This is a genomic window from Advenella sp. RU8 (assembly GCF_048381675.1).
GTDB lineage: Bacteria > Pseudomonadota > Gammaproteobacteria > Burkholderiales > Burkholderiaceae_B > Advenella.
Window position 1 is genome coordinate 41754 of sequence record NZ_JBLWIS010000002.1, and the last position, 24632, is coordinate 66385.

A 24632-nucleotide genomic window follows, 5' to 3' on the forward strand; every position below is an offset into this window, starting at 1 on the left:
GAGTTAGAATATGGCATTGCAATCGTTAGATATCCGTCGCCGTTCCGCGACAGCTGAAATGACACCTCCTCCCGGCGTTCGTCAACCCGAAGAAGTGGCAAAATTAATTGACGTGACAACCTGTATTGGCTGCAAGGCCTGTCAGGTGGCTTGTTCCGAATGGAACGATTTGCGCGATGATATCGGTATCAATCATGGTGTTTATGACAACCCGATAGATTTGACAGCAGACAGCTGGACTGTCATGCGTTTTGCTGAAACCGAGGAAAACGGCAAGCTGGAATGGCTGATCCGCAAGGATGGCTGCATGCACTGTACCGATCCTGGCTGCCTGAAAGCCTGTCCTTCACCGGGTGCCATTATTCAGTATGAAAATGGTATTGTTGATTTTCATCAGGAAAACTGTATAGGTTGCGGTTACTGTATCGCGGGCTGTCCATTCAATATTCCACGGATTTCCAAAAAGGATAATCGTGCTTATAAATGCAGTTTGTGTTCAGACCGCGTGGCGGTTGGACAAGAACCGGCTTGTGTAAAAACCTGTCCTACCGGCGCCATCCAGTTTGGCACCAAAAATGACATGAAATTGGTGGCCGAAAAAAGGATTGAGGATTTGCAAAACCGTGGCTATCAAAATGCCGGTTTATATGATCCCGAAGGGGTTGGTGGTACTCACGTCATGTATGTTCTGCATCATGCCGACAAACCCCAGCTCTATAATGATCTTCCCAAAGATCCTGAAATCAGTACAACAGTCAGTTTATGGAAGGGTATTCTCAAACCATTGGCTACGGTGGGCATTGCCCTGGCGGGTATCGTAGGCTGGTTGCACTACATTACCATCGGCCCAAACCGGACCGTAGAGGAAAAGCCTGAAATCATTGGCAAAGATGGGGATACGCTTAAAAACGAGGGGGATGCATGATGAAAGAGAAGCTGATTCAGCGTTATAACAAAGCCGAACGGGTCAATCACTGGATTGTGGCCGGTTGCTTTGTGTTACTGGCGATTTCCGGCCTGGCTTTTTTCTATCCGGCTTTTTTCTGGCTGACAGGCGTGTTTGGCACGCCGCAGCTGGCCCGCATTATTCACCCTTTTGTTGGGGTGGTTATGTTTGTTGGCTTTTTTATCCAGTTTTTCCGCTATTGGAAATACAACTTCATGGAAAAGGAAGATGTTAAATGGCTGACATCCGTCGGTCAAATCCTGAAAGGCGAAGAAGTGGGTGATACTGGCAAGTATAATGCTGGCCAGAAAATCATGTTCTGGCTAATGACTATTTGCATGTTGACATTGCTTGCAAGCGGATTTATTGCCTGGCGCCCTTATTTTGCCGACATGTTTCCGATTCCCGTCATCCGTATTGCCTTATTGCTGCATGCCGTGTCAGCCCTGGTGCTGATTACGGGTATTATCGTGCATGTCTATGCTGCAATCTGGATTAAAGGCACCATTCGCGCAATGGTGGAAGGGGTGGTTACGCAGGCATGGGCCAAGGCCCACCACCCTCGCTGGTATCGTGAAATCATGGCTAAGAAGAAAGCCAAGGATGAAGCGTCCGGTCGTTTATAGTACCGCATGGCATTAAGGGCAAATACCGGGCTGGCGTTTAACAATCCCAGTCTGGGCATTTGCTCTTGATGTGAGCATGATGGGGCCAGCCAGTATTACTTTCAAAAGCACAACATGACAGCCACTCCACTGATAACCTTACCCGTCAGGCGCCTTAAACAAGGCCGTATTTACGAGACGGATGATTGCCTGAGCAATGAAGTACCGGTAGCCCTTGTTTATAACGGCATTTCACATGTGGTTTTAATGGCAACCCCACAGGACTTGCCGGAGCTCGCTCTGGGGTTCAGCCTGACTGAAGGTATTTTATCCTCGGCAGCCCAGCTTTATGATATAGAGGTGTTGCAAACTTCGGCAGGCATGCTGGTTAATATGGAAATTGCCTCAGCAGCGTTTTTGCAGCTGAAGGGAAGACGGCGTAATTTAAGCGGTCGTACCGGGTGTGGCTTATGTGGCATAGAAAGCCTGGACGTTGTCAAACCGGTTATCACACCTGTTGCGGTAAGGCCCAATGTGTCTGCAGCGCATATTTCAGATGCGCTTGATGCGTTTGCATCATTGCAGCCATTACGTGCGCAAACCGGATCCGTGCACGGGGTGGCCTGGGTAAATGGCAGCGGCCATATAGAAGCCCTGTTTGAGGATGTGGGGAGACACAATGCCCTGGATAAACTGCTGGGGTTTGGTGCCAGGGCTGGCTGGAACTTGTCTGAGGGTTTTGTCCTGGTCTCCAGTCGTGCCAGCTACGAAATGGTGGTCAAGTCTGCCGTTTTGGGGGTTGGATGCCTGGTTGCCGTTTCGGCCCCCACTGCACTGGCGGTGCAATTGGCGCAAGAGGCTAATATGACGTTGATAGGTTTTGCCAGGTCAGGTCAGCAGGTGATTTACACCGGTCATGAATACATTACTTTGGCAGATTAAAGGGTTTAAATGGATCACATTAAATTAAAATCAAAAGAAGAAATCGAAAAATCTTTTTTTCATATTCCATTTTGGATCGCACCAGACAAAAACCTGTTTTTGTCCCGCAGTGAACGTTTCACAAAATTGGCCAAACTGGATAAATCCGACTGGAAATTGTATTTGCAGCTGCTAGCTGGCTTGTCCCGGGTTCAGCATGGGTTGCTGGCTGACGCCGATGCGGTTGTGCCGCAACTCAAGCGCAATGAGACGGCTTCCATGTTAAATGTTCACAGTACCCCGATTCCGTCCTGCTTTACGCCCCTGTTGCAGGCCTTGTACGAGCGCATCAAGCGAGAACTGTCTGATCATATGGAACAAACCTGGCAACGCCTGCTGGCCATGCCGGTGCCCGAGCAGGAAGCGCTGGCCTGGCGCCTGCTGCAACACGAAACCAACGCAACTGATCAGGAATACAGTATTTGGGTGCATGCCGTTTTGCAAGTGATCTGGACTTACTGGGCGATGCAATTGCAGGAAACCGATGTGCCTTCACGTGATGAGCGTGTGCAGTGTCCCTGCTGTGGCAGTGATGCGGTTGCCAGTATTATTTTGAAAAGCGGTGAGCAGGAAAACCTGCGTTACCTGCATTGCAATTTATGCAACAGTCGCTGGAATGCCTTAAGGGCAAAATGTACTTTCTGTGGCAATACCAAAGACATGACCTTGCAGTCGGTGGAAGGTGTTACCGAAGGCGCTTTGCATGGTGCCAGTGGTGAAACCTGTGATGTTTGCCAGGGGTATCGTAAAATGTTCAGCCTGAGCAAAGAGCAGCATGCCGATCCGGTTGCCGATGACCTGGGGTCGTTGGCCCTGGATATGATGCTGGGTGAAAAAGGCTATTCCAGGGGGGGCGCCAACCCTTTCCTGATGATGGAAAAAGAAGTGCCGCATTAATCTTGCCGAAGCCGATGCGTGCGCTTGCTGTTACAGGCGGGCGCTTGCCGCACCAGACGGCAATGGCACCACTCCGTGATTCATGTTTTTTGGTTGCCCGGTAACGGTTGTGTTAGCGGGCTTTTTGTTGAAATGGGCCGGGCTTAAAATGAGTGTGATAACGGATAAACATCAAGCCACTGGCCGCGTTCCACATTGGTGTGTCCCGGAATCTCTATTAATGCTTCTGCCTTTACGCAACCGGAAAGCATATGCGAGTCCTGGCCTTTGACGGGTGCTGCCCAGATACCGTTTTCTGTTAGGGTAACAGCACCGCGCAAGAAATCACGGCGACCTTGCTTATTATTTGGAATTGAGAAATCTGCCTGGGCTTTCCATTTTTTGGGGCGGGCTTTTTCAAGTGAAAGGCCGGCCAGGTATTTAATCGCGGGAAGTGTCATCAGCAGGGTGGTGGCATAACTGGCGACCGGATTGCCGGGTAACAGGAATACTTTGCAGCGATTGTTGATATTGCCCCAGGCAAAGGGTTTGCCCGGTTTGATAGCCAGTTTCCAGTGTTCAAGGGTGCCGAGTTCATCAAGCACCTGTTTGACGTAATCTTTGTCACCCACCGAAGCACCACCCGAGCAAATGATGATGTCTGAGGTGCCGGCGGCTTGCTGCAAGGCCTGTTTGATGGTGTCGTAGTCATCAGGTAAAACACCCCCGTTGACAACATTCAGGTAGGCATAGTGTTTAAGCCAGCTTAACAGCATGGGGCGGTTGGAATCGTAGATTTTACCAGGGGCCAGCGGTTCAGTCAGGGCAAGCAGCTCGTCGCCGGTAGAGAACAGGGTAAGGGTGAGTGGCCTGAAGCAGTTGATACTGGCATAGCCCTGGCTGGCCAACAGTCCGATAGCTGCGGGTGAAATGACGGTATGGGATGAAACCAGAATATCCCCTTTCTTCAGTTCCTCACCCTGGCGGCGGATATTGGCGCCGGGTTTTAGGGGTTGATTGACCGAGACGTTATGGTTGGCAACGGTGGTATTCTCTTGTGGAACAACACTATCGGTATTGGCCGGTATGCCGGCTCCGGTAAAAATACGTACGGCCTGTCCAGGCTCAAGGCTGATGGCGGTTACGTCATCGCCCGCGGCAACCACGCCAATAATTTTCCATTCGGTCCGGTTCAGGTCGCAAATCGCGTAACCGTCCATGGCACTGTTATCAAACATGGGCGCATCATAATTAACGGTCAATTCCTCAGCCAGAATATAGCCTTCAGCCTCTTCAAGGGGGCGGGTTTCGGTTTGGGTGGTTGTTTGGGTTTTGGAAAGCAGTTCTTCAAGTGCTTCGTAGTAATCACGCATTATGCTGAACCTTGTAATGAATCCCAGAGCTTGAGTGATTCTGGATTGTTGAAGTTGATAAAAAAATCTTCCTGCTCAAAATTGACCAGTGTATGGGCGTTGTCCAGAACAAAGGAGCGAAGGCGTAATTTGTCCACTTTTTGATCAAGCCGCCGTTTCAGGTCGCTTAGCAGTGAGCGCCTGAATTGGAGAACGCTGGGGTGTTGGTTGCTGCCACTGATTGCCATGGCAATATCGGTATTGGTTTCCAGCAGGGCGTTATGCAGGCGCTCGGTCAGGGTGTCGGGCAGGAAAGGGGTGTCGCAGGGAACGACCTGGATGAATTCAATGTTTTCAGGTAGTTGCATGCAGGCGCTGTAAATGCCACCCAGCGGACCCAGTTTCGTGTATTGGGGCAGATCCGGGATGACGGGGTAACCATAAGTGGCATATGTATCCAGATTCCGGTTTGCACTAATCACGATGCAATCCAGTGTTTTTTGTAAAAGGGCCAGGGGGTATTCAACCAGTGGTTGATGTTTGAAATGAACCATGCCTTTGTCCTGGTAATTCATCCTGCTGCCAAGGCCACCGGCAAGTATGAGTCCGGCTGTATTTGATTTCATGCGGGCTTCCATTGTTGCGTGTGCTCGAGATCGGATTTTTTCATGTCTACCCAATGGGCGTCTCCATTGGCAAAGCATTCCTTTTTCCAGAAAGGGGCTTCTGTTTTCAGGTAATCCATAATGAATTCATTGGCTTGATAGGCATCTTTGCGGTGCTCGCACGCAGTCAAGACCAGAACAATTTTTTCGCCGGTTTTGATTTTACCAATACGGTGAATGACTTTTACGTACTGTAAAGGCCATTTTTGCCGGGCCGCGAGAATGATTTTTTCTATTTCCTGCTCGGTCACGCCAGGGAAATGCTCAAGATACAAATGGCTTAGCAGTTTCACATGATCTTTTCCGCGAACCTTTCCGACGAAACTTACTAAAGCGCCACAATTGTTTGTGGATTGTTCAGCCAGTTGTTCTTCGGTTTCCAGATTGAAATCGGTGGTTTGGATGCTAATGGCATGCATGGGGCTTAGCCTCCGGTAACAGGAGGAAGCAGGGCTACTTCAGCATTTTCCGGAATGTGGGCATTTTGATGGACAATGCTATTGTTAATGGCAATTTTGTAAACGTTTTCGGGTGCCAGGGTGTTGTGCCACAGTTCGTTGCGGCTGCGTAATAGCTGGATCAGTTCATCGCAGGTGCCACCGGGCCATTCGATAGTTTCTTCAGTCATGGATAATTGTTCTTTTAGTTTTGCCATATAGATGATTTTTAACATAACAAGTAGTGCCATAGTGATAGTGGATAGGCCATTATAACCAAAGTTTGCAGGTATGCCGCTTTCACCCATTCGAGGAAAATGGGTGAATTTCTCAAGGATAATTTCTCAAGGATAAGAATGGATTTTTCAGGTTTGTTGTAAATTCGTCATGTTTTTATTGGATTTTAACGATATATCCGATAAGACCTTGCCAATCTTCAAAAGGGTATATATAATTTAATTCTTCAGTTAAGCAATGGGTGCTTAGCTCAGTTGGTAGAGCGGCGCCCTTACAAGGCGTAGGTCACAGGTTCGACCCCTGTAGCACCCACCATTGCAAAATTGGCAAATTAAGCACTTACATTGGTAAGTGCTTTTTTTATGCCTGTTTAAATGGTGCTTTTTCTGTAAAGTGATCGGCTTAACAGAATGCAAAAACGGTTCAAAAAATCCGGGTGTTGCTTTCCGGTTAAACAATTTAGCCGGAAAGCAATTGTTGGGTTATGAGTGGTCAAACCAGCTTTTGAATAACTGGATTACTTCGGGGTTGCCCGATTGGGTCTGACTGGGATCAAGCTCCAGTATGGCATCCTGATCAACTGGAAAATATTCGTTGGCAATACGGGTGGCCACCTCATAAATGGGTTCCAGTTCAAAACCTGGCTTGGCAATGGCATCCAGAAAGGTTTCCAGTGCATATCTGCCCTTTTCATTTAACTTGTACATATAGTTCTCCTGTAAAGCAGAATGTATTGATGGCAAGTGGCTGGATATAGCTTACATCTTATTGTCATGGTGATGTCGCAAAGGCATATCATAATTCTATTGTTTTCTGCAGGAGGGAGCAATGAGAATATTTGCCGAGCGTATCTATAGCTGGTTAGCCTTTTGTGTCAATGTGATTGGTGTGTGTGCGGTTGATGTGGTCACATCCGATGTTTCGGCACAAGATGAATAATTGATTGGGGGGGAAATTGCCCCGGTGCCGGTTTTGATGGTTTTGCCATAAGCGGTTGCCAATGAGCAAAGCTTTAAGGCAATGGCTTCGGTATATTCGTTTTTTTCTTCAAGTACCAGCATGATGCTTTGGCTTGATTTAAGCAGGCGGCAATAATTCTTGATTATTTCTATATTAAAAATAAAGTCTTTTGCCGGCCGCTTATCGGCAGGGACTATGGTGTCCTGGGTATGCAAATGATATTCATATTTGCCAGGCGAAAACCGGGTTTGGCGTGAGCCAATAAATATGGTTGCAATAGAACCGTTCCTGGTGTTTTCGGATGTGCCTGAAGAGCGGGAGATAGTTGGAGCAGAGGGTTGAAGCGTTGAAATTACATTGATTTCATTAAGTGCAAGCGTATCCATGACGTTTCCTGTTTAGCTGATTTAACCGGCGGTTAGGGCAGCAAGTTGGACTAAATTCCCTAATCTGATTTTTTCTTAAGCTAAAATGTTACTGCGATCATTGGTGATCATCAACGCAAATATAAAAAAATTACGATTGTTACATGAAATTCATTCATACCTCTGACTGGCATCTTGGCCGTCAGTTTGCCAGCCGTTTACTGATTGAAGATCAGGAGTATGTGCTGGACCAGATTATTGGCTACCTGGAACAGCATCAGGTGCAGGCTTTGCTGATTAGCGGAGACATCTATGACCGTTCGGTGCCGCCGGTGTCGGCGGTTGATTTGCTGGACAAGACTTTACACCGGATAGGGCAGTTGGGCATTCCGGTGATCATGATTCCGGGCAATCATGACAGTGCGCGTCGCCTGGGGTTTGCCGCCCGGCAGTTAAGCACTTCGGGGGTTCATATCATTGCCGATTTTGAACAGATGCTTAAACCGGTTGTGATCAATGCCAATGGTGAGCGGGTTTCGTTTTATGGAATGCCCTTTAATGATCCTGAGCTGGTTCGCCATCATTTTCAGGAACCGGTCAATTCCTACGAGGCGGCGCATTGCCTGCTGACAGAAAAAATCAGGCAGGTGATGGATGAGCAAAGCGTCAATGTCTTGCTGGCGCACTGTTTTCTTGAGGGAGCGGTCAATTCCGAATCCGAACGGCCTTTATCAATCGGCGGGTCCGATGTGGTACCGCATACGGTTTTTGAGGGCTTTGATTATGTTGCACTGGGCCATTTGCATGCGCCGCAATTCAAAGGGGCAGCGCATATCCGTTATTCTGGCTCTATTCTTAAATACAGTTTTTCAGAACAGTTTCACAAGAAGGGCGTTACCTTGGTAGAGCTGGATGCTGAAGGCCAGTCAAGTATCCAGAACTTACCCCTGACGCCCTTGCGCGATGTCAGGACCATAGAGGGCACATTGGCCGGGATTATTGAAATGGGCAGACAAGATCCCAATGCGCAGGATTATGTCCTGGTAAAGCTTACGGATACGCATGCGGTACTGGATCCGATGGGCAAAATTCGCGAAGTCTACCCCCATGTATTGCAGCTGGAAAAACCCGGATTGTATCGTGCCGAGGGTGAGGTGGTGGCACCGGGGCAGGCCCTGAAGCGTGATGAGTACGATCTGTTTTGTGATTTTTTTGAACAGGTGGCCGGACAGCCCCTGAGTGATCCCCAGAAGCAGGCGGTCAAGGAAGTGATTCTTGAAGTGCGCAAAGAGGAGCAGGCATGAAACCCGTTTATTTAAGCATGCAGGCGTTTGGTCCTTTTGCGGGAAAAGAAGCGGTGGATTTTACTCGCCTGGGTGAAAACCCCCTGTTTCTGATTAATGGGCCAACCGGTGCCGGTAAAAGCACTTTGCTGGATGCCATCTGTTTTGCCCTGTATGGCCAGGCGGCCGATGATGACCGGGAGCCGGTCGCCCTGCGTTCGGATATGGCAGACCCTCAATTGTTAACCGAGGTTGAATTCCAGTTTGCGTTGGGTGAAAAGCAATACCGGATTGCCAGGATGCCTGCCCAGGACAGGCCCAAGCAGCGTGGCGAAGGTTTTACCACGCAAGCGACCGATGCCAAACTGTGGGAAATACAGGCGGATGGCAATGAGACCTTGCTGGTTCCTAAAAAAGCGACAGAGGTAACGGATAGGGTGGTTGAGCTGACCGGGCTTACCGCTGAGCAGTTCAGGCAGGTCATGGTCTTGCCGCAGGGCAAGTTCAGGGAGTTGTTATTGGCCAATTCCCAGCAAAGGGAAAGCATTTTCAGCCAACTGTTTCAAACCTCCATTTATCGCAAAATAGAAGAAAAACTCAAGCAACGGGCAGCGGATATTGAAGAAAGCAAAAAAAAGCATGACCAGAAAATTGCCGGTTTGCTGGAGTCGGCCGATTGCAGCTCGGAAGCGGCCCTGAAAGAAAAAACCAGTCAACTTGTGCCTCTGGTTGAGGAACTTGAAACGAAAAAAAACCTCGCCTTTGAGCAATTCATGTTGTTTGAAAAAGAGCGTTCCGCTGCAACGGCTTTGCAGGAATTGTTCAGGCAGAAAGAAAGTTGCCAGCATTCGCTGGCCACACTTGAGCAATCACGCGGGCAATTGCAGCAAACCGAACATAAACTTGTGCGTTCCGGCCAGGCAGCTTTGCTAGTGCCCTTTATCCAGACACGTGAAGAAGCGGAAAAATACAGCGAAAGTCTGCAGCAGGCATTGCAGGCGCTGGCGCTGCAAATGGTCAGTGCCGGGAAAAAGCTTGAGCAAACCCGCCAGCACTTTGAGCTAGCCACAACCCGGTACCAGCAAAAAGATGACTTGAATGTTCAAATCCATGAGCTTGAGCGTTACCGTGAAAAAATGGTCCTGCTTCAGGAAAGGCAAGAGGAGAATGAGCGCCTGCAGGCAGTGTGGCGTCAAATTAACCAGACGCATGAAGAGCAGTTGCTTGCCCGGCAATATAAACAGCAACAACTGGAGCAGGCCAGGGAAAAAATTGTCGAGTTGCAAGTTTTTGTTGAGGGGCTGCCTGAGGCTGTGCAGCAACTGGATCAGGCGGAACATGTTCTTCAATTAAAAAAACAGTACGATGCCCTGCTGGATAAAAGCCAGGCCTTGCAAGCGCGGGCGATGGCTGGCATCTCCTCTGTGGAGAAAACGCGACAAACCTGGCAGGCATTGCACGAAGAAGATACCCGACTGCAAATCCAATGGCATCAGGAGCAGGCGGCACAGTTGGCCAGCCGTTTGCGGTTGAATGCGCCTTGCCCGGTTTGTGGCAGCACCACGCATCCGCAACCAGCACAGGCACAACAGGCCTTACTGGAGAAGGCAGATCTTGAGCAGTCTGCACAAAGACTTGAAAAAGCACGTCAGCAGCTGCAAAACATGGAAAACGCCCTGGTTCAGGTTCGTACCTTGCAAGAGGCATTGGCGGGGCAAATCAATGAGCAGCTGGTAGCGCTGGGTGACAGTGCCAGCGTACCCGCTCCCACTTTGCTGGACGTGTGTGAGCAGGCCCGCGAGCGGGTTAAGCAATGCACCCAGGCCAGACAGTCGCAGTCTTTGTTGCAAGAGCAGCTGGCTGAATTTGAAAAGGCGCTGTCGCAGTTGGATGAAACCTTGCTGCAGACCCGGGAAAAGCAACAAACCATCAGGCTTTCCCTGGCTTCCCTGGAAAATGAGCTCAAGCTTCGGCTGGCCGAATTGCCCGAGTCGTTTCGTGATGCCAACGTGCTGGCGCAAACGTTGCTCGCTGCCAGGCAGCGTCTGGCTTTACTGCAAAAAGAATATGAAATGTCCCGGCAGGCGTTTGAGTTGGCCAGCCAGGAACATATTCAGCTGCAGGAACGCAAGGCTGGCCTGGAAAGCCGGAAGGAACAGGCAATCGTTGCCTTGCAACAGGCGCGGCAGGCCTGTCAGGAGCAGCTTGCGCACCATGCTTTTGACACTGATCAGGCATGCAGGCAGGCGGTGCTGGCCACTCATGAAAGGCAGGCGCTAGAGCAGTATGTGAAGCAATTTAACCGTCAACAGTATGAGCTTGAAGGGCAGTATAAAAATATTTGTGAACAGCTTGAGGGTAAAACCCCGCCTGATTTGACGCAAATGGAAAGCCGGCATGAGCAGATGAAGCAGTTGCGTGATCAGGCTCAATCTGCCTGGCAGCAGCATAACGAGACATTGAATCAATTGAAATCGGTGGCGGCAAAAATTGACCGCATGCATGAGCAAAATGCCGGGCTTGAACGGGAGTATGCCATTTATGGCACGCTCAGCCATGTTGCCAATGGGCGCGCAGACAGTCGGATCAGCCTGCAGCGGTTTGTGCTAAGCGTTTTGCTGGATGATGTTCTGGCTGATGCCACGGTGCGCCTGCGCCTTATGAGCAAGGGGCGTTATCAATTGATCCGGAAAGAGGACCGGGCCAAGGGTAATAGCAGGTCGGGGCTGGACCTGGAGGTGATGGACGAATACACGGGTATTGCCCGGCCGGTTGCCACTTTGTCGGGGGGTGAGTCGTTCATGGCAGCGCTGTCGCTGGCACTGGGCCTGTCGGATGTGGTCCAGGCCTATGCCGGTGGTATCAGGCTGGATACCCTGTTTATTGATGAAGGGTTTGGCAGCCTGGATATGGATTCTTTGGACTTGGCCATTCGCACCTTGCTGGATTTACAGGCCAGCGGCCGTACTATCGGGATTATTTCCCATGTGACCGAACTGAAAGAGCAAATGGCCTTGCGGATTGATGTGCTGCCCTCTGTGAGGGGCAGCAGCATTAAAGTGCAAGGCGTTCAATAAGGTTTTTTCCGGCACGGCCGCGTTTACATCAGGGTATTAGAGCAGGCTGTTGGGACTCATGGTGTAATAACCATAGCTTGCGTTCAAGGCCGCCACCATAGCCCGTCATGCTGCCGTTTTTGCCAATAACCCGGTGGCAGGGGATGACAATGGAAATGGGGTTGGCACCATTGGCTAGCCCAACGGCACGGGATGCTTTCGGGTTGCCGACTTTGGCGGCCAGTTCGCCATAGCTCATGGTTTGTCCATAAGGAATTTTTTGCAAGGCCTGCCATACGGTACGCTGGAATTTGGTGCCACCTGTTGCTACCGGGATGTTGTCGAGTGCGGCAAGATGGCCATTGAAATAGTCTTGCAGGTTTTTTTCGTAGGGGCAGGGGGTGTCGGCAGAAATGATTTGCGTCTGCCCATACTGACGTTGCAGTAAGTCGTGCATGCGTTCGTCATAATCAGCAAAATCAAGAACCCTGAGATTTTGCCTGTCATCGGTCATTAGAATAATTTCTCCCAGTGGAGAGTTCATTCTGGACATATAGAGTTTTATCATAGCTTGACCAAAGAGTAAATTTTGCACAAATTGAGATACCATTTAATATTCTAAAGCGATTGATTCAACAAAAAAGCTCAAAATGAGAATATTGGTAATTGAAGATGACACTATCCTTGGTTCTGCCCTGCAGGAATTCCTGAGGGGGCAAGGGTATGCCGTAGATTGGGTAAACAATGGCGGTCAGGCGTTGGGAGCGGTATCGGCACAAACGTATGATTTGTTGGTGTTGGACCTGAATTTGCCCGACATCAGCGGGCTGGATGTGCTTAGGCAATTAAGGGCGCAGGGGCAACAAGCCCCCACCTTGATTTTAACCGCCCGGGATGGGGTGGAAGATCGAGTGGCCGGCCTGGATGCGGGCGCCGATGATTACGTGACCAAGCCCTTTGAACTGGCAGAGCTTGCTGCCCGGGTTCGCGCTTTTGCCCGCAGGCAGGCGGGCCAGCCCAGTCCGATTCTGGAGGTGGGGTCCCTCGCATTTGATATGGTGGGCAGAGAGATCAGGGCAAATGGCGAGCGTTTGAATTTATCGGTTCGTGAATTATCGGTGCTGGAAATGCTCATGGTTAGGGCGGGAAGGGTAGTGACCAAACGCCAGATCGTAAACTCCCTGTCAGCCTGGGATGCCGATTTTAGTGAGAACGCCGTTGAAGTATATGTGTACCGTTTACGCAAGCGGCTTGAAGGGCTGGGGATGTCGATTCAGACGGTACGGGGGTTTGGTTATCTGCTGGAAATTGATGCAGAGGACTGAGGCCGGTTGCAGGCGGACCACGGGCGGTGGCTGGTGGTTCGTTGTCGTGTTTTGTTTTATGAAAGGTTCCCCATGCATAATTTCAATTCCCTGCAATTGCTGAAAAAGAACACCCAGCTTTTGTCAAAAGGCTCACTGTCGCGATACCTGATTATTCGCCTGATGCCTGCCTTGCTGGTGTTGTTCCTGCTGGATTTCAGCGTAACGTGGTTTATTACTCATGAATTTTCGGTGGCCTACTGGGATTTGCAGAATATTCTTCTGTTGATCCTGGCTGGACAGGTCATTCTGGTTATTTTGTTTGCCTGGCTGGTGGTGTACGGAATCCGTTCCGGATTGCGGTCGGTGAATCTTATTTCCACCCAGATTGCCCAGCGTAACGAAGAAGATTTGCAGGCCATTGATATGACCCATGTGCCTACCGAACTTGCCCCGCTGGTATCGCGGATCAATGAGTTGTTCCGAAGGCTGGATGAATCCATGGCTGCGCAAAGACGCTTTATCGGCCATGCCGCACACCAGTTAAGGACCCCTTTGGCTGGTTTGCGGCTTGAGTCCGAGCTCATGCTGGCGCAGTCTTTGCCTGAAGATGTCAGAAAAAGGGCTGAGAGGATCAAATCCATCAGTAACCGGATGATTCATTTGGGACAGCAATTGCTGGTGTTGGCACGTGCCGACCCCGGGATAAGGCCACAAAACAGTTTTACCCGGATAGATTTGTGTGAATGGGTGCAAACCAGCGGTTCTGAATGGGTTCCTAAAACCCGTCAGCAGCATATTGATCTCTTGCTCGAGGCGCCTTCCTCTGCGGTGTGGATTGATGGCGACCCGTTATTGCTGGAGGAGTTGCTCGGCAACCTGATTGACAATGCCCTGAAATATGCCAAAGGTGCAAAAAACATTGTGCTTACGGTAGGCCAGAATCCACCTTCCTTGTCGGTGGAAGATGATGGTTGTGGCATAGAGCCGGAAGACAGGCAGCATGTTTTTGAGGCGTTTTATCGTGCCTCAGGGGTGGAAGCCAGTGGTTCGGGTCTTGGGCTTCAGGTGGTACAGGAAATTGCCCGGGCTCATGGGGCCGGCTGGAGTCTGGTTAGCAAGCCGGTCATACAGGGTGCGCGGATTACGGTGGTTTTTCCTGGCCCCAGGATTGGGACACAACTGTCACGCCAGGAAAAGAGTGTTTCAAAACCTGCCTGACGGGGAAGCGCTGCGCTTGCAATGTCTGGGCAGCGCCATCCCCGAGGGGTGTATCAGTCTTCTTTGTTATGGCCGATGAAGGGGGTGACTTCACCTTCTTTATTGGTGCTGAGCAAGCCAATATTGCTATAAATCTGAAGCTTGTCACGGGTGTCACGGATATCCATGTTGCGCATGGTTAGCTGGCCAATCCTGTCGAGGGGGGTGAATGAACCTTCGCCTTCTTTTTCCATGGTCAGACGTTCTGGATGGTAAGTCAGGTTGGGGCTGGTCATGTCCAGCAGGGAGTAGTCATTGCCGCGACGTAATTCAAGCGCAACTTCTCCGGTAATTGCACTGGCAACCCAGCGCTGGGTGGTATCACGCAGCATCATGGATTGGGTGTCAAACCAGCGGCCTTCATACAGTAGGCGGCCAAGGCGGCGACCATTGGTGCGGTATTGTTCAATCGTGCCTTCGTTATGAATGCCGGTTAACAGGCGCTCGTAAGCAATGTGCAGCAATGCCATTCCGGGGGCTTCGTAGATGCCGCGGCTTTTGGCTTCGATGATGCGGTTTTCAATTTGATCGGACATGCCCAGGCCATGGCGTCCACCGACTTCGTTGGCATAATAGAAAAGGTCTACGATGTTGTCGAATTCTTTGCCATTGATGGCAACAGGACGGCCTGCCTCGAAACGGATGGTAACTTCTTCTGCAGCAACCTTGACATCGTCTTTCCAGAAGGCAACGCCCATGATGGGCTCAACAATGCGAATGCCCTTGTTCAGGAATTCAAGGTCTTTGGCTTCGTGAGTGGCGCCAAGGATATTGGAGTCTGTAGAGTAGGCTTTTTCGACGTTCATTTTGTAGCTGAAGCCGTTGGCGTTCAGGTATTCGGACATTTCCTTGCGGCCGCCCAATTCGTCGATGAAAGTCTGGTCTAGCCAGGGTTTGTAAATTTGCAGGCTTGGATTGGCTAACAGGCCGTAGCGATAGAAACGCTCGATATCGTTGCCCTTGTAGGTACTGCCATCGCCCCAGATGTTAACGTCGTCTTCACGCATGGCGGTTACCAGCATGGTGCCAGTAACGGCGCGTCCAAGGGGGGTGGTGTTGAAGTAAGTGGCACCAGCGGTAGTGATGTGGAAAGCACCGCACTGGATGGCGGCAATGCCTTCTTCAACCAGTTGTTGGCGGCAATCGATCAGGCGTGCTTTTTCGGCGCCATATTCCAGTGCTTTGCGAGGAATATCGTCGTAGTTGTCTTCGTCCGGCTGGCCCAGGTTGGCTGTGTAAGCGCACGGAAATGCACCTTTTGCCTTCATCCAGTGAACGGCAACGCTGGTGTCCAAACCACCGGAAAACGCAATACCCACACGCTGCCCGACAGGCAGGTGTTGCAAAATTGTACTCATATTATTTAGTGCTCCAAGAAAGATGCAAAATTTTAACCCATTTGCGTATTGTTTACTTACTGTTTGGGGTCTTTGCCCAGTAACAGGAATTCCATCAAGGCTTTTTGGGCGTGCAGCCGATTTTCTGCCTCATCCCATACTACGCTTTGTGGGCCGTCAATGACTTCTGCGGTTACTTCTTCGCCACGGTGTGCAGGCAGACAGTGCATGAAAATGGCGTCTTCAGCAGCGACTTTCATCATGTCTTCGTCTACGCACCAATCGGCAAAGGCAATGCGGCGTTTTTCGTTTTCATCTTCAAAGCCCATGCTGGTCCAGACATCGGTGGTAATCAGGTGGGCACCTTTGCAGGCTTCGATGGGGTCATCAAATTCTTTAAGGGTGGCTTCACTGATATTGCCAATTCGTTTGTGATCCAGCTGATAGCCTTTTGGAGCGGAAACGTGCAGGGTGAAATTAAGCATTTTGGCAGCCTGTATCCAGGTGTAAGCCATATTGTTGGCATCGCCGATCCAGGCAACGGTTTTGCCTTCGATAGGCCCGCGATGCTCGAGGAAGGTAAGTAAATCGGCCAGGATCTGGCAAGGGTGGAATTCATTGGTAAGACCGTTGATGACCGGCACCCGGGAGTGGGCGGCAAAACGTTCAAGACGCGTTTGCTCGAAGGTGCGGATCATGACGATGTCCACCATGCGGGAAATGACCCTTGCGGTGTCTTCAATGGGTTCTGAACGGCCCAATTGGGAATCGCCGGAGGTAAGGTTGATCACAGAGCCACCAAGCTGGTACATGCCGGCCTCAAAGGAGACCCGGGTCCGGGTGCTGGCTTTTTCAAATACCATGGCAAGCGTTCGGTCATGCAAAGGCATATGAGGCTCATAACGCTTGAATTTTTCTTTAATAAGCAGTGCGCGTTTGAGAACATACAGGATTTCTTCAGCGGTGAAATCCTGGAATTGCAGAAAGTGCCGCATGGGGCCGGTGATATAAGAGCTTGTCATGGGTACAAAGTGAGAAAGAAAATTGAATATGGTTTAAAATAGAAAGATAGATATATTTGTATAATTCTTTATCATATACAATTCTGCGTTTAGTATGTCCATCTTCCTGTATTTGTTTTTAAAAAAGTGCAGGTTTCTCGTAAAGTCTGATTAAGTGCAACAATTAATTATTCATGGTGTAACACAAGATGGCCGTCGTTTTCGTCCCAGTGATTGGGCTGAGCGTCTGGCTGGTGTAATGTCACAATTTCGTCCTGCCGGATTCGCTGGCAGTCACCTTACTTATTCACCTTATGTCGTGCCTAATACGCTAAATGGTGTTAAGTGTGTGATTGTAGATACGCGTTTGCGCGAACTGGAGCCCAAGGCTTGGAAATTTGTCGTGGATTTTGCAAACGACAATCACTTGACTACTTCAATGAAGGGTATTGAGGGGGATGAGTCCAAACAAAATAAAAGGACGCAGTAGCGTCCTTTTATTTTTGCTGAAAAACTCGACAGCTTGTAAAAGCTGTCGGAGTGAAGCAAACTTAAGCGATTGCTTTAATGGCAGCTGCCAAACGGCTTTTTTGACGTGCTGCTTTGTTTTTGTGGATGATGTTTTTATCAGCCACGCGATCAATTACGCTGGTTGCCTTGACAAAAATTTCATTTGCTTTAGCTTGGTCACCGGCTTCGATAGCTTTACGAACGTGCTTGATGTTTGTGCGAAGCAAAGAACGCAGGCTAGAGTTGTGTTTATTGCGTGCTACAGATTGACGTGCACGTTTACGGGCTTGGGCAGTATTGGCCATATCAGATTCTTCTATTAAGTTAATTCAGCAAAGTTCGATATTTTATCATAAACTTCACTTTTTGCAAGATTTCTTTTTAATTACACGAATTTACGCGAGGTCTGCAATAATTGCGTTTGCCTGGAGCAACATTTGATTTTATTTGCGACGGGTGAAATCATGCATTCTGAAACCACAGGCCAGCAGCACACCAAAATAAACAATGCCACATCCAACCAGTACCAGGAAAAGGGTGATAAGTCTTGAGACTGGAAATATAAAAGCAGACTCTCCAATAATACCAGAAATTAAGCCGCCAATCGCATGGATTAGCGTATTTGGGTGGGCTTCTGTCCAATTTATGTATTGTTGGATGAATAATAGCCAGCCTGTCATGCAGGCCAAGGCAGGTGCAAGGCGAATGAAAAAAACAAGCCATTTGCTTTGTGGGGTGTAGATTTTCTTTCTGCGTAGCCCAATATACAGTAAAAGGGCATTAATGCTGGCACCCAGGCCGATGGATAGCGCAAGGCCGGCATGATCCAGAAGCGGAACAAACACGATATTCAATAGTTGGGTGCTGATTAAGACAAAAATCGCTATTTTGACGGGGGTGCGAATATCCTGTTTAGCATAAAAGCCTGGTGCCAGGATCTTAACGCTAAGGATGCCAATCAGGCCAACTGCGTAGGCCATGACAGCGCTACGGGTAAAAAAGACATCATCACTGCCGAAGGCGCCATAATTAAACAGCGTGGCTACCAGGCCATCGGCGAGGAAAGCCATGCCTAATGCGGCAGGCATGCCAAGCAGGAAAACCAGTTTCAGGCCCCAGTCCATTAACTGGCTGTAAGCCAGGGTGTCTTCTTTGGCGTGAGCCGCAGACAGGCTGGGCAATAATACGGTTCCCAAGGCAACACCAAGCAAGGCGGTGGGAAACTCCATTAAGCGGTCGGCAAAAGAAAGCCACGTAACACTGCCGGCTGCCAGCCAGGTGGCAATATTAGTATTGATGAGGATGGATATTTGGGCTACGGAAACGCCTAGTGTTGCCGGACCCATTTGTTTGATAATCCGCCTGACAACCGGATCTTGCCAGGCTTGGCCCACTTTAAGTGACAGGCGGGGCACCAGGCCCAGCTTGGCCAAGGCTAGCCATTGTATGGTTAATTGGGCGATGCCGCCGGCCATGACACCAATGGCAAGGGCATAAATGGGGGTTGAGAAATAAGCGGTTAAAAACAGGCTTGCCAGTATCATGGCGATGTTCAGCAGAACAGGTGTAAAGGCCGGGATGGCAAATTTACGCCAGGTATTAAGGACGCCCGAGGCAAAGGCCACCAGTGACATGCACAAAATGTAGGGGAACATGACGCGGGTCATCCAGGTTGCCGCTTCAAAGGCGGTCTGGTTTTCAGGGCGTGTCATGCCCGAAGCCATGATTGAAACAATCCATGGGGTGGCGGCAATACCCAGCAAGGTGACCAGCATAAGAGCAACTGTCAATAGGGTGGCGACATGGTCCAGGAGTGTTTTTACTTGTTCTTCAGAATGATTGTTGCGTGCTTCGCCAAGTATGGGAACAAAAGCCTGGGCGAAGGCGCCTTCGGCAAACAAGCGGCGTAGCAGGTTGGGTATGCGGAACGCAACCCAGAAAGCATCGGTCAGGGGGCTTGCTCCAAATGTTCTTGCAATCAGGATGTCTCTGGCCAGCCCGGTAATGCGGGATAAAAGGGTAAGGCCACTGATGGTTGCGGCAGAACGGAGTAAGCTCATGATGGAATAAATGGAAAATTAAAAAAATTAGCGCCCGTAAGTCCAATGATCAGTCATTGTTATGGGCGCTAATTGTTATGGATTGAACGTGATTATTTTGGCTGCAGGCGGATAGCCCCGTCAAGGCGAATGGTTTCGCCGTTAATCATTTCGTTGGTAATGATGCTGTATACCAGTTTTGAATAGTCTTCCGGGGTGCCAAGGCGTGAAGGGAACGGAATGTTCGCGGCCAGGGAATCCTGGACTTCTTGTGGCATGCCAAACATCATGGGGGTACCGAAAATACCGGGGGCAATCGTATTGCAGCGAATGCCTGAGCGGGCCAAATCACGGGCGATGGGCAATGTCATGCCAACTACACCACCCTTAGAGGCGGAGTAGGCGGCCTGGCCAATTTGACCTTCGTAAGCGGCGACCGATGCCGTGTTGATAATCACACCTCGTTCGCCAGTGGCTTCGGGGGTGTTTTTCTCCATGGCAGCGGCAGCCAGACGCAACATATTGAATGAACCAATCAGGTTGATGCTGATGACTTTCTGGAATAATTCAAGAGAATGGGCACCTTGTTTGCCAACGGTACGGGCGGCAGGTGCAATACCGGCGCAATTAACCAGCCCAAACAATGGGCCTAGTTCGGTAGCGGCAGCAATGACAGCCTGGGCGTCGGTTTCGTTGGTGACATCGCAATGAACGTATTTTTGGTTCAGTTCGGCTGCGATTTGCTGGCCTGCTTCATCTTGCAGGTCGGCAATGACAACTTTGGCACCATTTTTAACCAGCATTCTGGCGGTACCGGCACCTAGGCCAGAAGCCCCGCCGGTAACCACGAAAACTTTTCCTTGAATATCCATATGTCTTCTCCTGATTGATTATTTAGATAAAGCGTCTTGTATGCGTTTTGTGATTTCCTCTACTTTGCCCAAGCCCGATACTTTTACGTATTTAGGTGCTTTAGGGTCATTCTGGGCAGCCCAGCTTGAGTAATAGTCAACCAGAGGACGTGTTTGGTTCCGGTAGACTTCGAGGCGTTTTTTAACGGTATCTTCCTGGTCATCATCACGCTGGACCAGAGGCTCACCGGTAATGTCATCTTTACCTTCCACTTTGGGTGGATTGAACTTGGTATGGTATGAACGGCCGCTGGCAGGGTGAATGCGTCGACCGCTCATGCGCTCGATGATGTCCTCTTCGGGAACGTCAATTTCAATCACGTAGTCAAGATCGATATTGGCTGATTTCAGGGCATCTGCCTGCGGAATGGTGCGTGGAAAACCATCAAATAGATAGCCGTTTTCGCAGTCATTGGCCTGTAAACGGTCTTTAACCAGCCGAATGATAATGTCATCGGAAACCAGGCCGCCATTATCCATGACTTGTTTGGCTTCCAGGCCAACGGGGGTTTGTGCCTTGACTGCAGCACGAAGCATATCACCGGTGGAAATTTGTGGAATGGAATATTCTTGGGTGATAAAGCTGGCTTGTGTGCCTTTGCCGGCACCAGGTGGCCCTAACAATATTAAACGCATGAATCCCTCCTGGGTAAAATAAATATCTTAGTCTATAAATAAATGGGTTTATTTTATATGATGCATTGCAAAAAGTTACCGGTTTTCCAGAAAATACCTAACTCTTTCCAGATCTTCCTGTGTATCAACGCCCGCTAAAGGCGCCTGCGGGGTTTGCAATACATAAATTTTGTGTCCGTGCTCTAGTGCTCTTAGCTGTTCCAGTGCTTCGGTCGTTTCAAGCGTACCTTGCGCCAGCAACGGGAATTGCTTCAGGAAAAATGAGCGATAGGCATACATGCCAATATGGTGCAGTGCGGAAAAAGAGGGGGGCAGTTGTGAGCGGTCCAGATTGAAGGCGTCACGTGCCCAGGGAATGGGGGCCCTTGAAAAGTAGATTGCAAAGCCCTTGGTATCTCGCACTACCTTGACCACATTCGGATTGAAGAACTGTTCGCTGCTGCTGATGGAATAGGCACAAGTGGCAATTGAGGCTTCAGGGTGGCAGGCAAGGGCATGAGCGGTCTGATTGATCAGTTCAGGGTCAATCAGGGGTTCGTCTCCCTGTACATTAACCACGATTTGCGTGTCGGCAAAGCCCAGCTTATTGGCCACTTCAGCCAGCCGGTCGGTGCCGGATGGGTGATCTTCACGTGTAAGCAGGGTTTCAAAGCCGTGTTGGCGGGCACAATCTTCTATGTGCCGGTCATCGGTGGCAATAATGACACGGCTGGCTTCGGAAGCACGGGCACGTTCTGCGGTATGGATGACTAGCGGTTTGCCGGCAAGATCGGCAAGCATCTTGCCCGGCAAACGGGTGGAAGCTGCACGAGCAGGTATGACAGCGATAAAGTCTGTCATTATGACGCTGGCTGTTCTGGTTCTGAAAGGGAGCGGGCCTCACCTGGCAGCATGATGGGGATACCATCGCGAATCGGGTACGCCTGTTTATCATTTTCGCAGATCAGTTCCTGCGTTTTGGGGTCGTGTTTCAATGGCCCTTTGCAAACGGGGCATACCAGTTTATCTAATGGAGATGTTTTCATTTTATTGCATGAATTATTGGTTAATTCGAAGAGTATAACGGTAACTGACGGATTTTTTCTTCAATTAGATCAAAAAAATGCGGATTTGAAAAACGCGGCTCTACGTTAACGAACCATAAACGACTATCTGTCAGGGTGCTGCACTTGCTGGCATCTTTGCTGGTCATCAGGATGATGTCCGCGTTGATTTCCTTGATATCATTGGCCTTATAGGCGTAGTGATCGGGAAAAGGGATTTGTTGCGATAACGTTAGCTGGAGCTGTGCAAGGGTGGCAAAAAAACGATCAGGCTGGCCAATTCCTGCAATTGCAGCAATATGTTGGTTTTTATATTTGCTGATGAATTCCCGGGGGGAGAGGGTTTGGCCTGAGGCAATATGCGTTAGGGAGACCGGCTCCAGGGTCATGGCGATCTCATGTTTAAACTCTGCCTGAAAACGGTTCAGGGGCGTTGATTTCAGGTTGGTAATAATGAAATCAACCTGTTTTAGCCGGTATGCGGGTTCACGCAGGGGGCCTGCTGGCAATAATTTGCCATTGCCGGTCCGGCGGTTGTCCTGTACGACGATTTCGATATCCCTTTGCAGTTTTAGGTGTTGCAGGCCGTCATCGGAAATAATGACATCGGTTGCGGGCCACGTAGCCAGCAGTTTTTCAATCGCCAGTTGCCTTTTGGGATGCACGCTGACAGGGGCATGTTTTGCTATCAGGCTTGGTTCGTCACCAATCTGGCTGGCGCTGCTGCCCTCGCCATAGGCCGTGCGTGCTTCGGGGCCAATCTCAACGCCATAACCCCGACTGATGACGCCGGGTGTAAAGCCTTTTTTTCTTAAGGCCTGGACCAGTGCGATGACGAGAGGGGTTTTTCCGGTGCCGCCTACATAAATATTGCCTACAATAATGACCGGACAGGGGGCACGGTAGGCGGTTTTCAGCTTTTTGCGGTACAAGCATGATTTGGTTGCAACCACCAAATAGACCAGCCATGAAACCGGGGTAAGCAAGGTCGATAGCAAACCGCCTTGGTGCCATTGTTGTTGCAAGTTCCGGGCAAATGCACCGGTGTGGGATTTTTTCATTTTGGGTTTGTCTGGCTGGGACTGGTTTGTATAAAGGTATTATATAGGGTACTTGAAACAAGCTGCTGATGGGCCAATGTTGTTATCAGGAGAAGATGACAGTTTATAATTCCTTTTTCTTGAAGGCAATTGTAACTACCCACAAAATCTGTGGATAATTCTGTTGATAACATAAGGAAGTGCGTGTTTATACGTGTTGTACGTTGCTTTGCTTAATCATTGTGCAATTTAACTGAAATATTTAAATCTATTTAATATCAATAACTTATGGTGTTTTCCTTATAATTTACTTTATATTTCGATGCTAAAAGGCAGGAAAATGGGCTAAGTTATTGATTTCCAAATTTTGTGGAAAGATTGCATCTGAACCACGCGAGAAATATGAGTTTTTCTGAAAATTTAACAAAATCCATTACCGAAATCCTGAGTGTTTCCCAATTAAATCGTATGATTGGCACGCTTTTTGAACAGGAATTGTCGGTAATGTGGATTCGGGGTGAAGTATCCAATTTTGTGCAGGCAGCATCCGGGCATTGGTACTTTACTTTAAAAGATGATCGTGCTTCGGTTAAAGGTGTCATGTTCAGGGGTAAGGCGGCATCAACAGGCTTCATGCCACGTAGCGGAGACAAGGTAGAGGTACGGGCCAGGGTTTCCTTATATGAGCCACGTGGGGATTTTCAGCTGCAAGTGGACATGATGCGCAGGGCTGGCCAGGGTGATTTGCATGAAGCCTTTTTGCGTATCAAGCAAAAGCTGGAATCAGAGGGGCTGTTTGATCCGGCGCGGAAAAAAAACATTCCCATGTTTCCCAAGGCGATTGGGGTGGTTACCTCATTGTCGGCGGCCGCTTTGCAGGATGTGTTAACAGCACTGGCCCGCAGGGCGCCTTATGTCCCTGTTATTATCTATCCCAGCCTGGTGCAGGGGCAGGAAGCGGTGGCTTCCCTGATAGCCGCGCTTGAGCAGGCCGAGCAGCGCCAGGAGGTGGATGTGCTCTTGCTGGTTCGCGGAGGCGGCAGCATTGAAGATTTGTGGAGCTTTAATGATGAAGGGCTAGCCCGGCTTGTGGCCCGTTGCACTATACCCGTCATTAGTGGCGTAGGGCATGAAACCGACTTTACCATTGCCGATTTTGTGGCTGATTTGCGTGCGCCCACGCCAACCGCAGCGGCAGAACTGGCTTGTGTTTCCGGGCAAGACCTGTCACGACGGATTGATCATGCCATCAATGTGCTAAACCGGATCCAGCAACGTCAAATCGAGATGGCCTGCATGCGGCTGGACAAGGCTGCCGCCCGGCTGGTTTCTCCGGCACAGTTGCTGCTTCGCTATGGGCAGAAAAACAGTTATCTGCTGCAATCACTGGAAAAATCCTTGCGCAGGAAAAAGGACGCTTTGCAAGCCCGTGTCACACTGCTGAACAATACCTTGCAATACAATAAGCCTGATATTGCCAGGGAACGGGTCAGGGTCAATCAATCTTTAAGCCGGCTCCAGCAGCTTTGGTCGTTTCAGATGCGCCAACGGCTTGCCGTGCTTGAAAGGATGGACAGCTATTTACGCAATATGAACCCGCGCGCCATTTTGGGTCGCGGATTCTCGATTACCTATGATGAATTTGGTAATATAGTAAGAGACCCTGCCAAGCTTGGCGCCAATCAGAGATTGCGCCTGGAACTGGAAAAAGGTATTCAAAATGTTGTGGTCATTAAAGACAATCCTGAAGAATTGCTTTAAGATCATATGTTTTTTACAAAAGGAAGG

26 protein-coding genes and 1 tRNA gene are annotated in these 24632 nt (G+C 49.7%); 11 read left to right on the forward strand and 16 right to left on the reverse strand.

Going from position 1 to position 24632, the window contains the following annotated elements; genetic code table 11:
- The first annotated feature begins 10 nt into the window (after nt 1-10).
- The 4 genes from fdxH to fdhE all read left to right on the forward strand — a co-directional run bounded on the left by fdxH (nt 11) and on the right by fdhE (nt 3429).
- The gene (gene fdxH, locus ACM5Q9_RS02675) at nt 11-925 is read left to right on the forward strand and encodes a formate dehydrogenase subunit beta (protein ID WP_418143188.1); all 915 of its coding nucleotides are present in this window, start codon (nt 11-13) and stop codon (nt 923-925) included.
- A complete protein-coding gene (locus ACM5Q9_RS02680; RefSeq protein WP_418143625.1) occupies nt 925-1572 on the forward strand; it encodes a formate dehydrogenase subunit gamma in 648 nt (215 codons plus the stop codon). Before fdxH ends, ACM5Q9_RS02680 begins: the two co-directional genes overlap by 1 nt.
- 114 nt (nt 1573-1686) lie before the next feature.
- Nucleotides 1687-2493: a formate dehydrogenase accessory sulfurtransferase FdhD gene (fdhD, locus tag ACM5Q9_RS02685; RefSeq protein WP_418143189.1), complete on the forward strand. Its 807-nt coding sequence runs from the start codon at nt 1687-1689 to the stop codon at nt 2491-2493.
- 9 nt (nt 2494-2502) lie between these two features.
- Nucleotides 2503-3429 carry a formate dehydrogenase accessory protein FdhE gene (fdhE, locus tag ACM5Q9_RS02690; RefSeq protein WP_418143190.1) on the forward strand — a complete coding sequence of 309 codons (927 nt, stop codon included), beginning with the start codon at nt 2503-2505 and terminating at the stop codon, nt 3427-3429.
- A gap of 143 nt (nt 3430-3572) precedes the next feature.
- On the opposite strand, the gene glp is transcribed toward fdhE, so the two are convergent.
- From glp to ACM5Q9_RS02710, 4 genes are read right to left on the reverse strand one after another with little or no spacing between them, the layout of a single operon-like run.
- Nucleotides 3573-4781, reverse strand: a complete 1209-nt coding sequence (gene glp, locus ACM5Q9_RS02695) for a gephyrin-like molybdotransferase Glp (RefSeq protein ID WP_418143191.1) — start codon at nt 4779-4781, stop codon at nt 3573-3575.
- Entirely contained in the window at nt 4781-5386 is a 606-nt protein-coding gene (gene mobA, locus ACM5Q9_RS02700; RefSeq protein WP_418143192.1) for a molybdenum cofactor guanylyltransferase, read from the reverse strand. The genes glp and mobA overlap by 1 nt, the downstream gene beginning before the upstream one ends.
- Nucleotides 5383-5844, reverse strand: a complete 462-nt coding sequence (locus tag ACM5Q9_RS02705; protein ID WP_418143193.1) for a molybdenum cofactor biosynthesis protein MoaE — start codon at nt 5842-5844, stop codon at nt 5383-5385. The genes mobA and ACM5Q9_RS02705 overlap by 4 nt, the downstream gene beginning before the upstream one ends.
- A 5-nt stretch (nt 5845-5849) precedes the next feature.
- The gene (locus tag ACM5Q9_RS02710) at nt 5850-6113 is read right to left on the reverse strand and encodes a MoaD/ThiS family protein (protein WP_418143194.1); all 264 of its coding nucleotides are present in this window, start codon (nt 6111-6113) and stop codon (nt 5850-5852) included.
- A gap of 225 nt (nt 6114-6338) precedes the next feature.
- Between ACM5Q9_RS02710 and ACM5Q9_RS02715 the strand changes: the two genes are divergently transcribed.
- Nucleotides 6339-6414: transfer RNA gene (locus tag ACM5Q9_RS02715), tRNA-Val, on the forward strand.
- A 167-nt stretch (nt 6415-6581) separates the two neighbouring features.
- Here the strand turns inward: ACM5Q9_RS02715 and ACM5Q9_RS02720 are convergent.
- Both ACM5Q9_RS02720 and ACM5Q9_RS02725 read right to left on the reverse strand, forming a co-directional pair.
- Entirely contained in the window at nt 6582-6806 is a 225-nt protein-coding gene (locus ACM5Q9_RS02720; protein ID WP_418143195.1) for a hypothetical protein, read from the reverse strand.
- A gap of 144 nt (nt 6807-6950) precedes the next feature.
- A complete protein-coding gene (locus ACM5Q9_RS02725; protein WP_418143196.1) occupies nt 6951-7445 on the reverse strand; it encodes a hypothetical protein in 495 nt (164 codons plus the stop codon).
- A gap of 143 nt (nt 7446-7588) precedes the next feature.
- On the opposite strand from ACM5Q9_RS02725, the gene ACM5Q9_RS02730 reads away from it, so the two are divergent.
- Both ACM5Q9_RS02730 and ACM5Q9_RS02735 read left to right on the forward strand, forming a co-directional pair.
- Nucleotides 7589-8728, forward strand: coding sequence for an exonuclease SbcCD subunit D (locus ACM5Q9_RS02730; RefSeq protein ID WP_418143197.1), 1140 nt, complete (start codon nt 7589-7591; stop codon nt 8726-8728).
- Nucleotides 8725-11784, forward strand: a complete 3060-nt coding sequence (locus ACM5Q9_RS02735) for an AAA family ATPase (RefSeq protein ID WP_418143198.1) — start codon at nt 8725-8727, stop codon at nt 11782-11784. Before ACM5Q9_RS02730 ends, ACM5Q9_RS02735 begins: the two co-directional genes overlap by 4 nt.
- 28 nt (nt 11785-11812) lie before the next feature.
- On the opposite strand, the gene ogt is transcribed toward ACM5Q9_RS02735, so the two are convergent.
- The gene (gene ogt / locus ACM5Q9_RS02740; RefSeq protein ID WP_418143199.1) at nt 11813-12373 is read right to left on the reverse strand and encodes a methylated-DNA--[protein]-cysteine S-methyltransferase; all 561 of its coding nucleotides are present in this window, start codon (nt 12371-12373) and stop codon (nt 11813-11815) included.
- Between the two features lie 40 nt (nt 12374-12413).
- On the opposite strand from ogt, the gene ACM5Q9_RS02745 reads away from it, so the two are divergent.
- Both ACM5Q9_RS02745 and ACM5Q9_RS02750 read left to right on the forward strand, forming a co-directional pair.
- Nucleotides 12414-13088, forward strand: coding sequence for a response regulator (locus tag ACM5Q9_RS02745; protein ID WP_418143200.1), 675 nt, complete (start codon nt 12414-12416; stop codon nt 13086-13088).
- Between the two features lie 72 nt (nt 13089-13160).
- The gene (locus ACM5Q9_RS02750; protein ID WP_418143201.1) at nt 13161-14288 is read left to right on the forward strand and encodes a sensor histidine kinase; all 1128 of its coding nucleotides are present in this window, start codon (nt 13161-13163) and stop codon (nt 14286-14288) included.
- A gap of 53 nt (nt 14289-14341) precedes the next feature.
- On the opposite strand, the gene argG is transcribed toward ACM5Q9_RS02750, so the two are convergent.
- Nucleotides 14342-15685 (reverse strand): argininosuccinate synthase, encoded by a 1344-nt coding sequence (argG, locus tag ACM5Q9_RS02755; protein ID WP_418143202.1) that lies wholly within the window; start codon nt 15683-15685, stop codon nt 14342-14344.
- 56 nt (nt 15686-15741) lie between these two features.
- The gene (gene argF, locus ACM5Q9_RS02760) at nt 15742-16686 is read right to left on the reverse strand and encodes an ornithine carbamoyltransferase (protein ID WP_418143203.1); all 945 of its coding nucleotides are present in this window, start codon (nt 16684-16686) and stop codon (nt 15742-15744) included.
- 154 nt (nt 16687-16840) lie between these two features.
- Between argF and ACM5Q9_RS02765 the strand changes: the two genes are divergently transcribed.
- Nucleotides 16841-17155, forward strand: coding sequence for a DUF3579 domain-containing protein (locus ACM5Q9_RS02765; RefSeq protein WP_418143204.1), 315 nt, complete (start codon nt 16841-16843; stop codon nt 17153-17155).
- A 61-nt stretch (nt 17156-17216) separates the two neighbouring features.
- Here ACM5Q9_RS02765 and rpsT read toward each other — a convergent pair whose 3' ends face one another.
- The 7 genes from rpsT to lpxK all read right to left on the reverse strand — a co-directional run bounded on the left by rpsT (nt 17217) and on the right by lpxK (nt 22865).
- Complete coding sequence (rpsT, locus tag ACM5Q9_RS02770; RefSeq protein ID WP_169294957.1) at nt 17217-17480, reverse strand: 30S ribosomal protein S20; 264 nt, start codon at nt 17478-17480, stop codon at nt 17217-17219.
- 138 nt (nt 17481-17618) lie between these two features.
- Nucleotides 17619-19235: a murein biosynthesis integral membrane protein MurJ gene (murJ, locus tag ACM5Q9_RS02775; protein ID WP_418143205.1), complete on the reverse strand. Its 1617-nt coding sequence runs from the start codon at nt 19233-19235 to the stop codon at nt 17619-17621.
- 92 nt (nt 19236-19327) lie between these two features.
- Nucleotides 19328-20086 carry a 3-hydroxyacyl-CoA dehydrogenase gene (locus ACM5Q9_RS02780; RefSeq protein ID WP_418143206.1) on the reverse strand — a complete coding sequence of 253 codons (759 nt, stop codon included), beginning with the start codon at nt 20084-20086 and terminating at the stop codon, nt 19328-19330.
- An 18-nt stretch (nt 20087-20104) separates the two neighbouring features.
- Nucleotides 20105-20761, reverse strand: coding sequence for an adenylate kinase (gene adk / locus ACM5Q9_RS02785; RefSeq protein WP_418143207.1), 657 nt, complete (start codon nt 20759-20761; stop codon nt 20105-20107).
- Nucleotides 20762-20836: 75 nt separating this feature from the next.
- The gene (kdsB, locus tag ACM5Q9_RS02790) at nt 20837-21601 is read right to left on the reverse strand and encodes a 3-deoxy-manno-octulosonate cytidylyltransferase (RefSeq protein WP_418143208.1); all 765 of its coding nucleotides are present in this window, start codon (nt 21599-21601) and stop codon (nt 20837-20839) included.
- The gene (locus tag ACM5Q9_RS02795) at nt 21601-21786 is read right to left on the reverse strand and encodes a Trm112 family protein (protein ID WP_418143209.1); all 186 of its coding nucleotides are present in this window, start codon (nt 21784-21786) and stop codon (nt 21601-21603) included. The genes kdsB and ACM5Q9_RS02795 overlap by 1 nt, the downstream gene beginning before the upstream one ends.
- A 20-nt stretch (nt 21787-21806) precedes the next feature.
- A complete protein-coding gene (gene lpxK, locus ACM5Q9_RS02800; protein WP_418143210.1) occupies nt 21807-22865 on the reverse strand; it encodes a tetraacyldisaccharide 4'-kinase in 1059 nt (352 codons plus the stop codon).
- 381 nt (nt 22866-23246) lie between these two features.
- On the opposite strand from lpxK, the gene xseA reads away from it, so the two are divergent.
- Entirely contained in the window at nt 23247-24605 is a 1359-nt protein-coding gene (xseA, locus tag ACM5Q9_RS02805; RefSeq protein WP_418143211.1) for an exodeoxyribonuclease VII large subunit, read from the forward strand.
- Nucleotides 24606-24632: the final 27 nt, after the last annotated feature.

What these genes read in the sequence shown, in the direction of transcription:
- fdhE (WP_418143190.1), top strand. Translation starts at nt 2,503, where the DNA reads ATGGATCACATTAAATTAAAATCAAAAGAAGAAATCGAAAAATCTTTT.
- ogt (WP_418143199.1), bottom strand. Translation starts at nt 12,373, where the DNA reads ATGGTATCTCAATTTGTGCAAAATTTACTCTTTGGTCAAGCTATGATA.
- argG (WP_418143202.1), bottom strand. Translation starts at nt 15,685, where the DNA reads ATGAGTACAATTTTGCAACACCTGCCTGTCGGGCAGCGTGTGGGTATT.
- lpxK (WP_418143210.1), bottom strand. Translation starts at nt 22,865, where the DNA reads ATGAAAAAATCCCACACCGGTGCATTTGCCCGGAACTTGCAACAACAA.
- argF (WP_418143203.1), bottom strand. Translation starts at nt 16,686, where the DNA reads ATGACAAGCTCTTATATCACCGGCCCCATGCGGCACTTTCTGCAATTC.
- mobA (WP_418143192.1), bottom strand. Translation starts at nt 5,386, where the DNA reads ATGAAATCAAATACAGCCGGACTCATACTTGCCGGTGGCCTTGGCAGC.
- ACM5Q9_RS02780 (WP_418143206.1), bottom strand. Translation starts at nt 20,086, where the DNA reads ATGGATATTCAAGGAAAAGTTTTCGTGGTTACCGGCGGGGCTTCTGGC.
- adk (WP_418143207.1), bottom strand. Translation starts at nt 20,761, where the DNA reads ATGCGTTTAATATTGTTAGGGCCACCTGGTGCCGGCAAAGGCACACAA.
- ACM5Q9_RS02735 (WP_418143198.1), top strand. Translation starts at nt 8,725, where the DNA reads ATGAAACCCGTTTATTTAAGCATGCAGGCGTTTGGTCCTTTTGCGGGA.
- ACM5Q9_RS02750 (WP_418143201.1), top strand. Translation starts at nt 13,161, where the DNA reads ATGCATAATTTCAATTCCCTGCAATTGCTGAAAAAGAACACCCAGCTT.
- fdxH (WP_418143188.1), top strand. Translation starts at nt 11, where the DNA reads ATGGCATTGCAATCGTTAGATATCCGTCGCCGTTCCGCGACAGCTGAA.
- ACM5Q9_RS02710 (WP_418143194.1), bottom strand. Translation starts at nt 6,113, where the DNA reads ATGGCACTACTTGTTATGTTAAAAATCATCTATATGGCAAAACTAAAA.
- ACM5Q9_RS02705 (WP_418143193.1), bottom strand. Translation starts at nt 5,844, where the DNA reads ATGCATGCCATTAGCATCCAAACCACCGATTTCAATCTGGAAACCGAA.
- rpsT (WP_169294957.1), bottom strand. Translation starts at nt 17,480, where the DNA reads ATGGCCAATACTGCCCAAGCCCGTAAACGTGCACGTCAATCTGTAGCA.
- fdhD (WP_418143189.1), top strand. Translation starts at nt 1,687, where the DNA reads ATGACAGCCACTCCACTGATAACCTTACCCGTCAGGCGCCTTAAACAA.
- murJ (WP_418143205.1), bottom strand. Translation starts at nt 19,235, where the DNA reads ATGAGCTTACTCCGTTCTGCCGCAACCATCAGTGGCCTTACCCTTTTA.
- ACM5Q9_RS02680 (WP_418143625.1), top strand. Translation starts at nt 925, where the DNA reads ATGAAAGAGAAGCTGATTCAGCGTTATAACAAAGCCGAACGGGTCAAT.
- ACM5Q9_RS02720 (WP_418143195.1), bottom strand. Translation starts at nt 6,806, where the DNA reads ATGTACAAGTTAAATGAAAAGGGCAGATATGCACTGGAAACCTTTCTG.
- ACM5Q9_RS02730 (WP_418143197.1), top strand. Translation starts at nt 7,589, where the DNA reads ATGAAATTCATTCATACCTCTGACTGGCATCTTGGCCGTCAGTTTGCC.
- kdsB (WP_418143208.1), bottom strand. Translation starts at nt 21,601, where the DNA reads ATGACAGACTTTATCGCTGTCATACCTGCTCGTGCAGCTTCCACCCGT.
- ACM5Q9_RS02725 (WP_418143196.1), bottom strand. Translation starts at nt 7,445, where the DNA reads ATGGATACGCTTGCACTTAATGAAATCAATGTAATTTCAACGCTTCAA.
- ACM5Q9_RS02795 (WP_418143209.1), bottom strand. Translation starts at nt 21,786, where the DNA reads ATGAAAACATCTCCATTAGATAAACTGGTATGCCCCGTTTGCAAAGGG.
- xseA (WP_418143211.1), top strand. Translation starts at nt 23,247, where the DNA reads ATGAGTTTTTCTGAAAATTTAACAAAATCCATTACCGAAATCCTGAGT.
- ACM5Q9_RS02745 (WP_418143200.1), top strand. Translation starts at nt 12,414, where the DNA reads ATGAGAATATTGGTAATTGAAGATGACACTATCCTTGGTTCTGCCCTG.
- glp (WP_418143191.1), bottom strand. Translation starts at nt 4,781, where the DNA reads ATGCGTGATTACTACGAAGCACTTGAAGAACTGCTTTCCAAAACCCAA.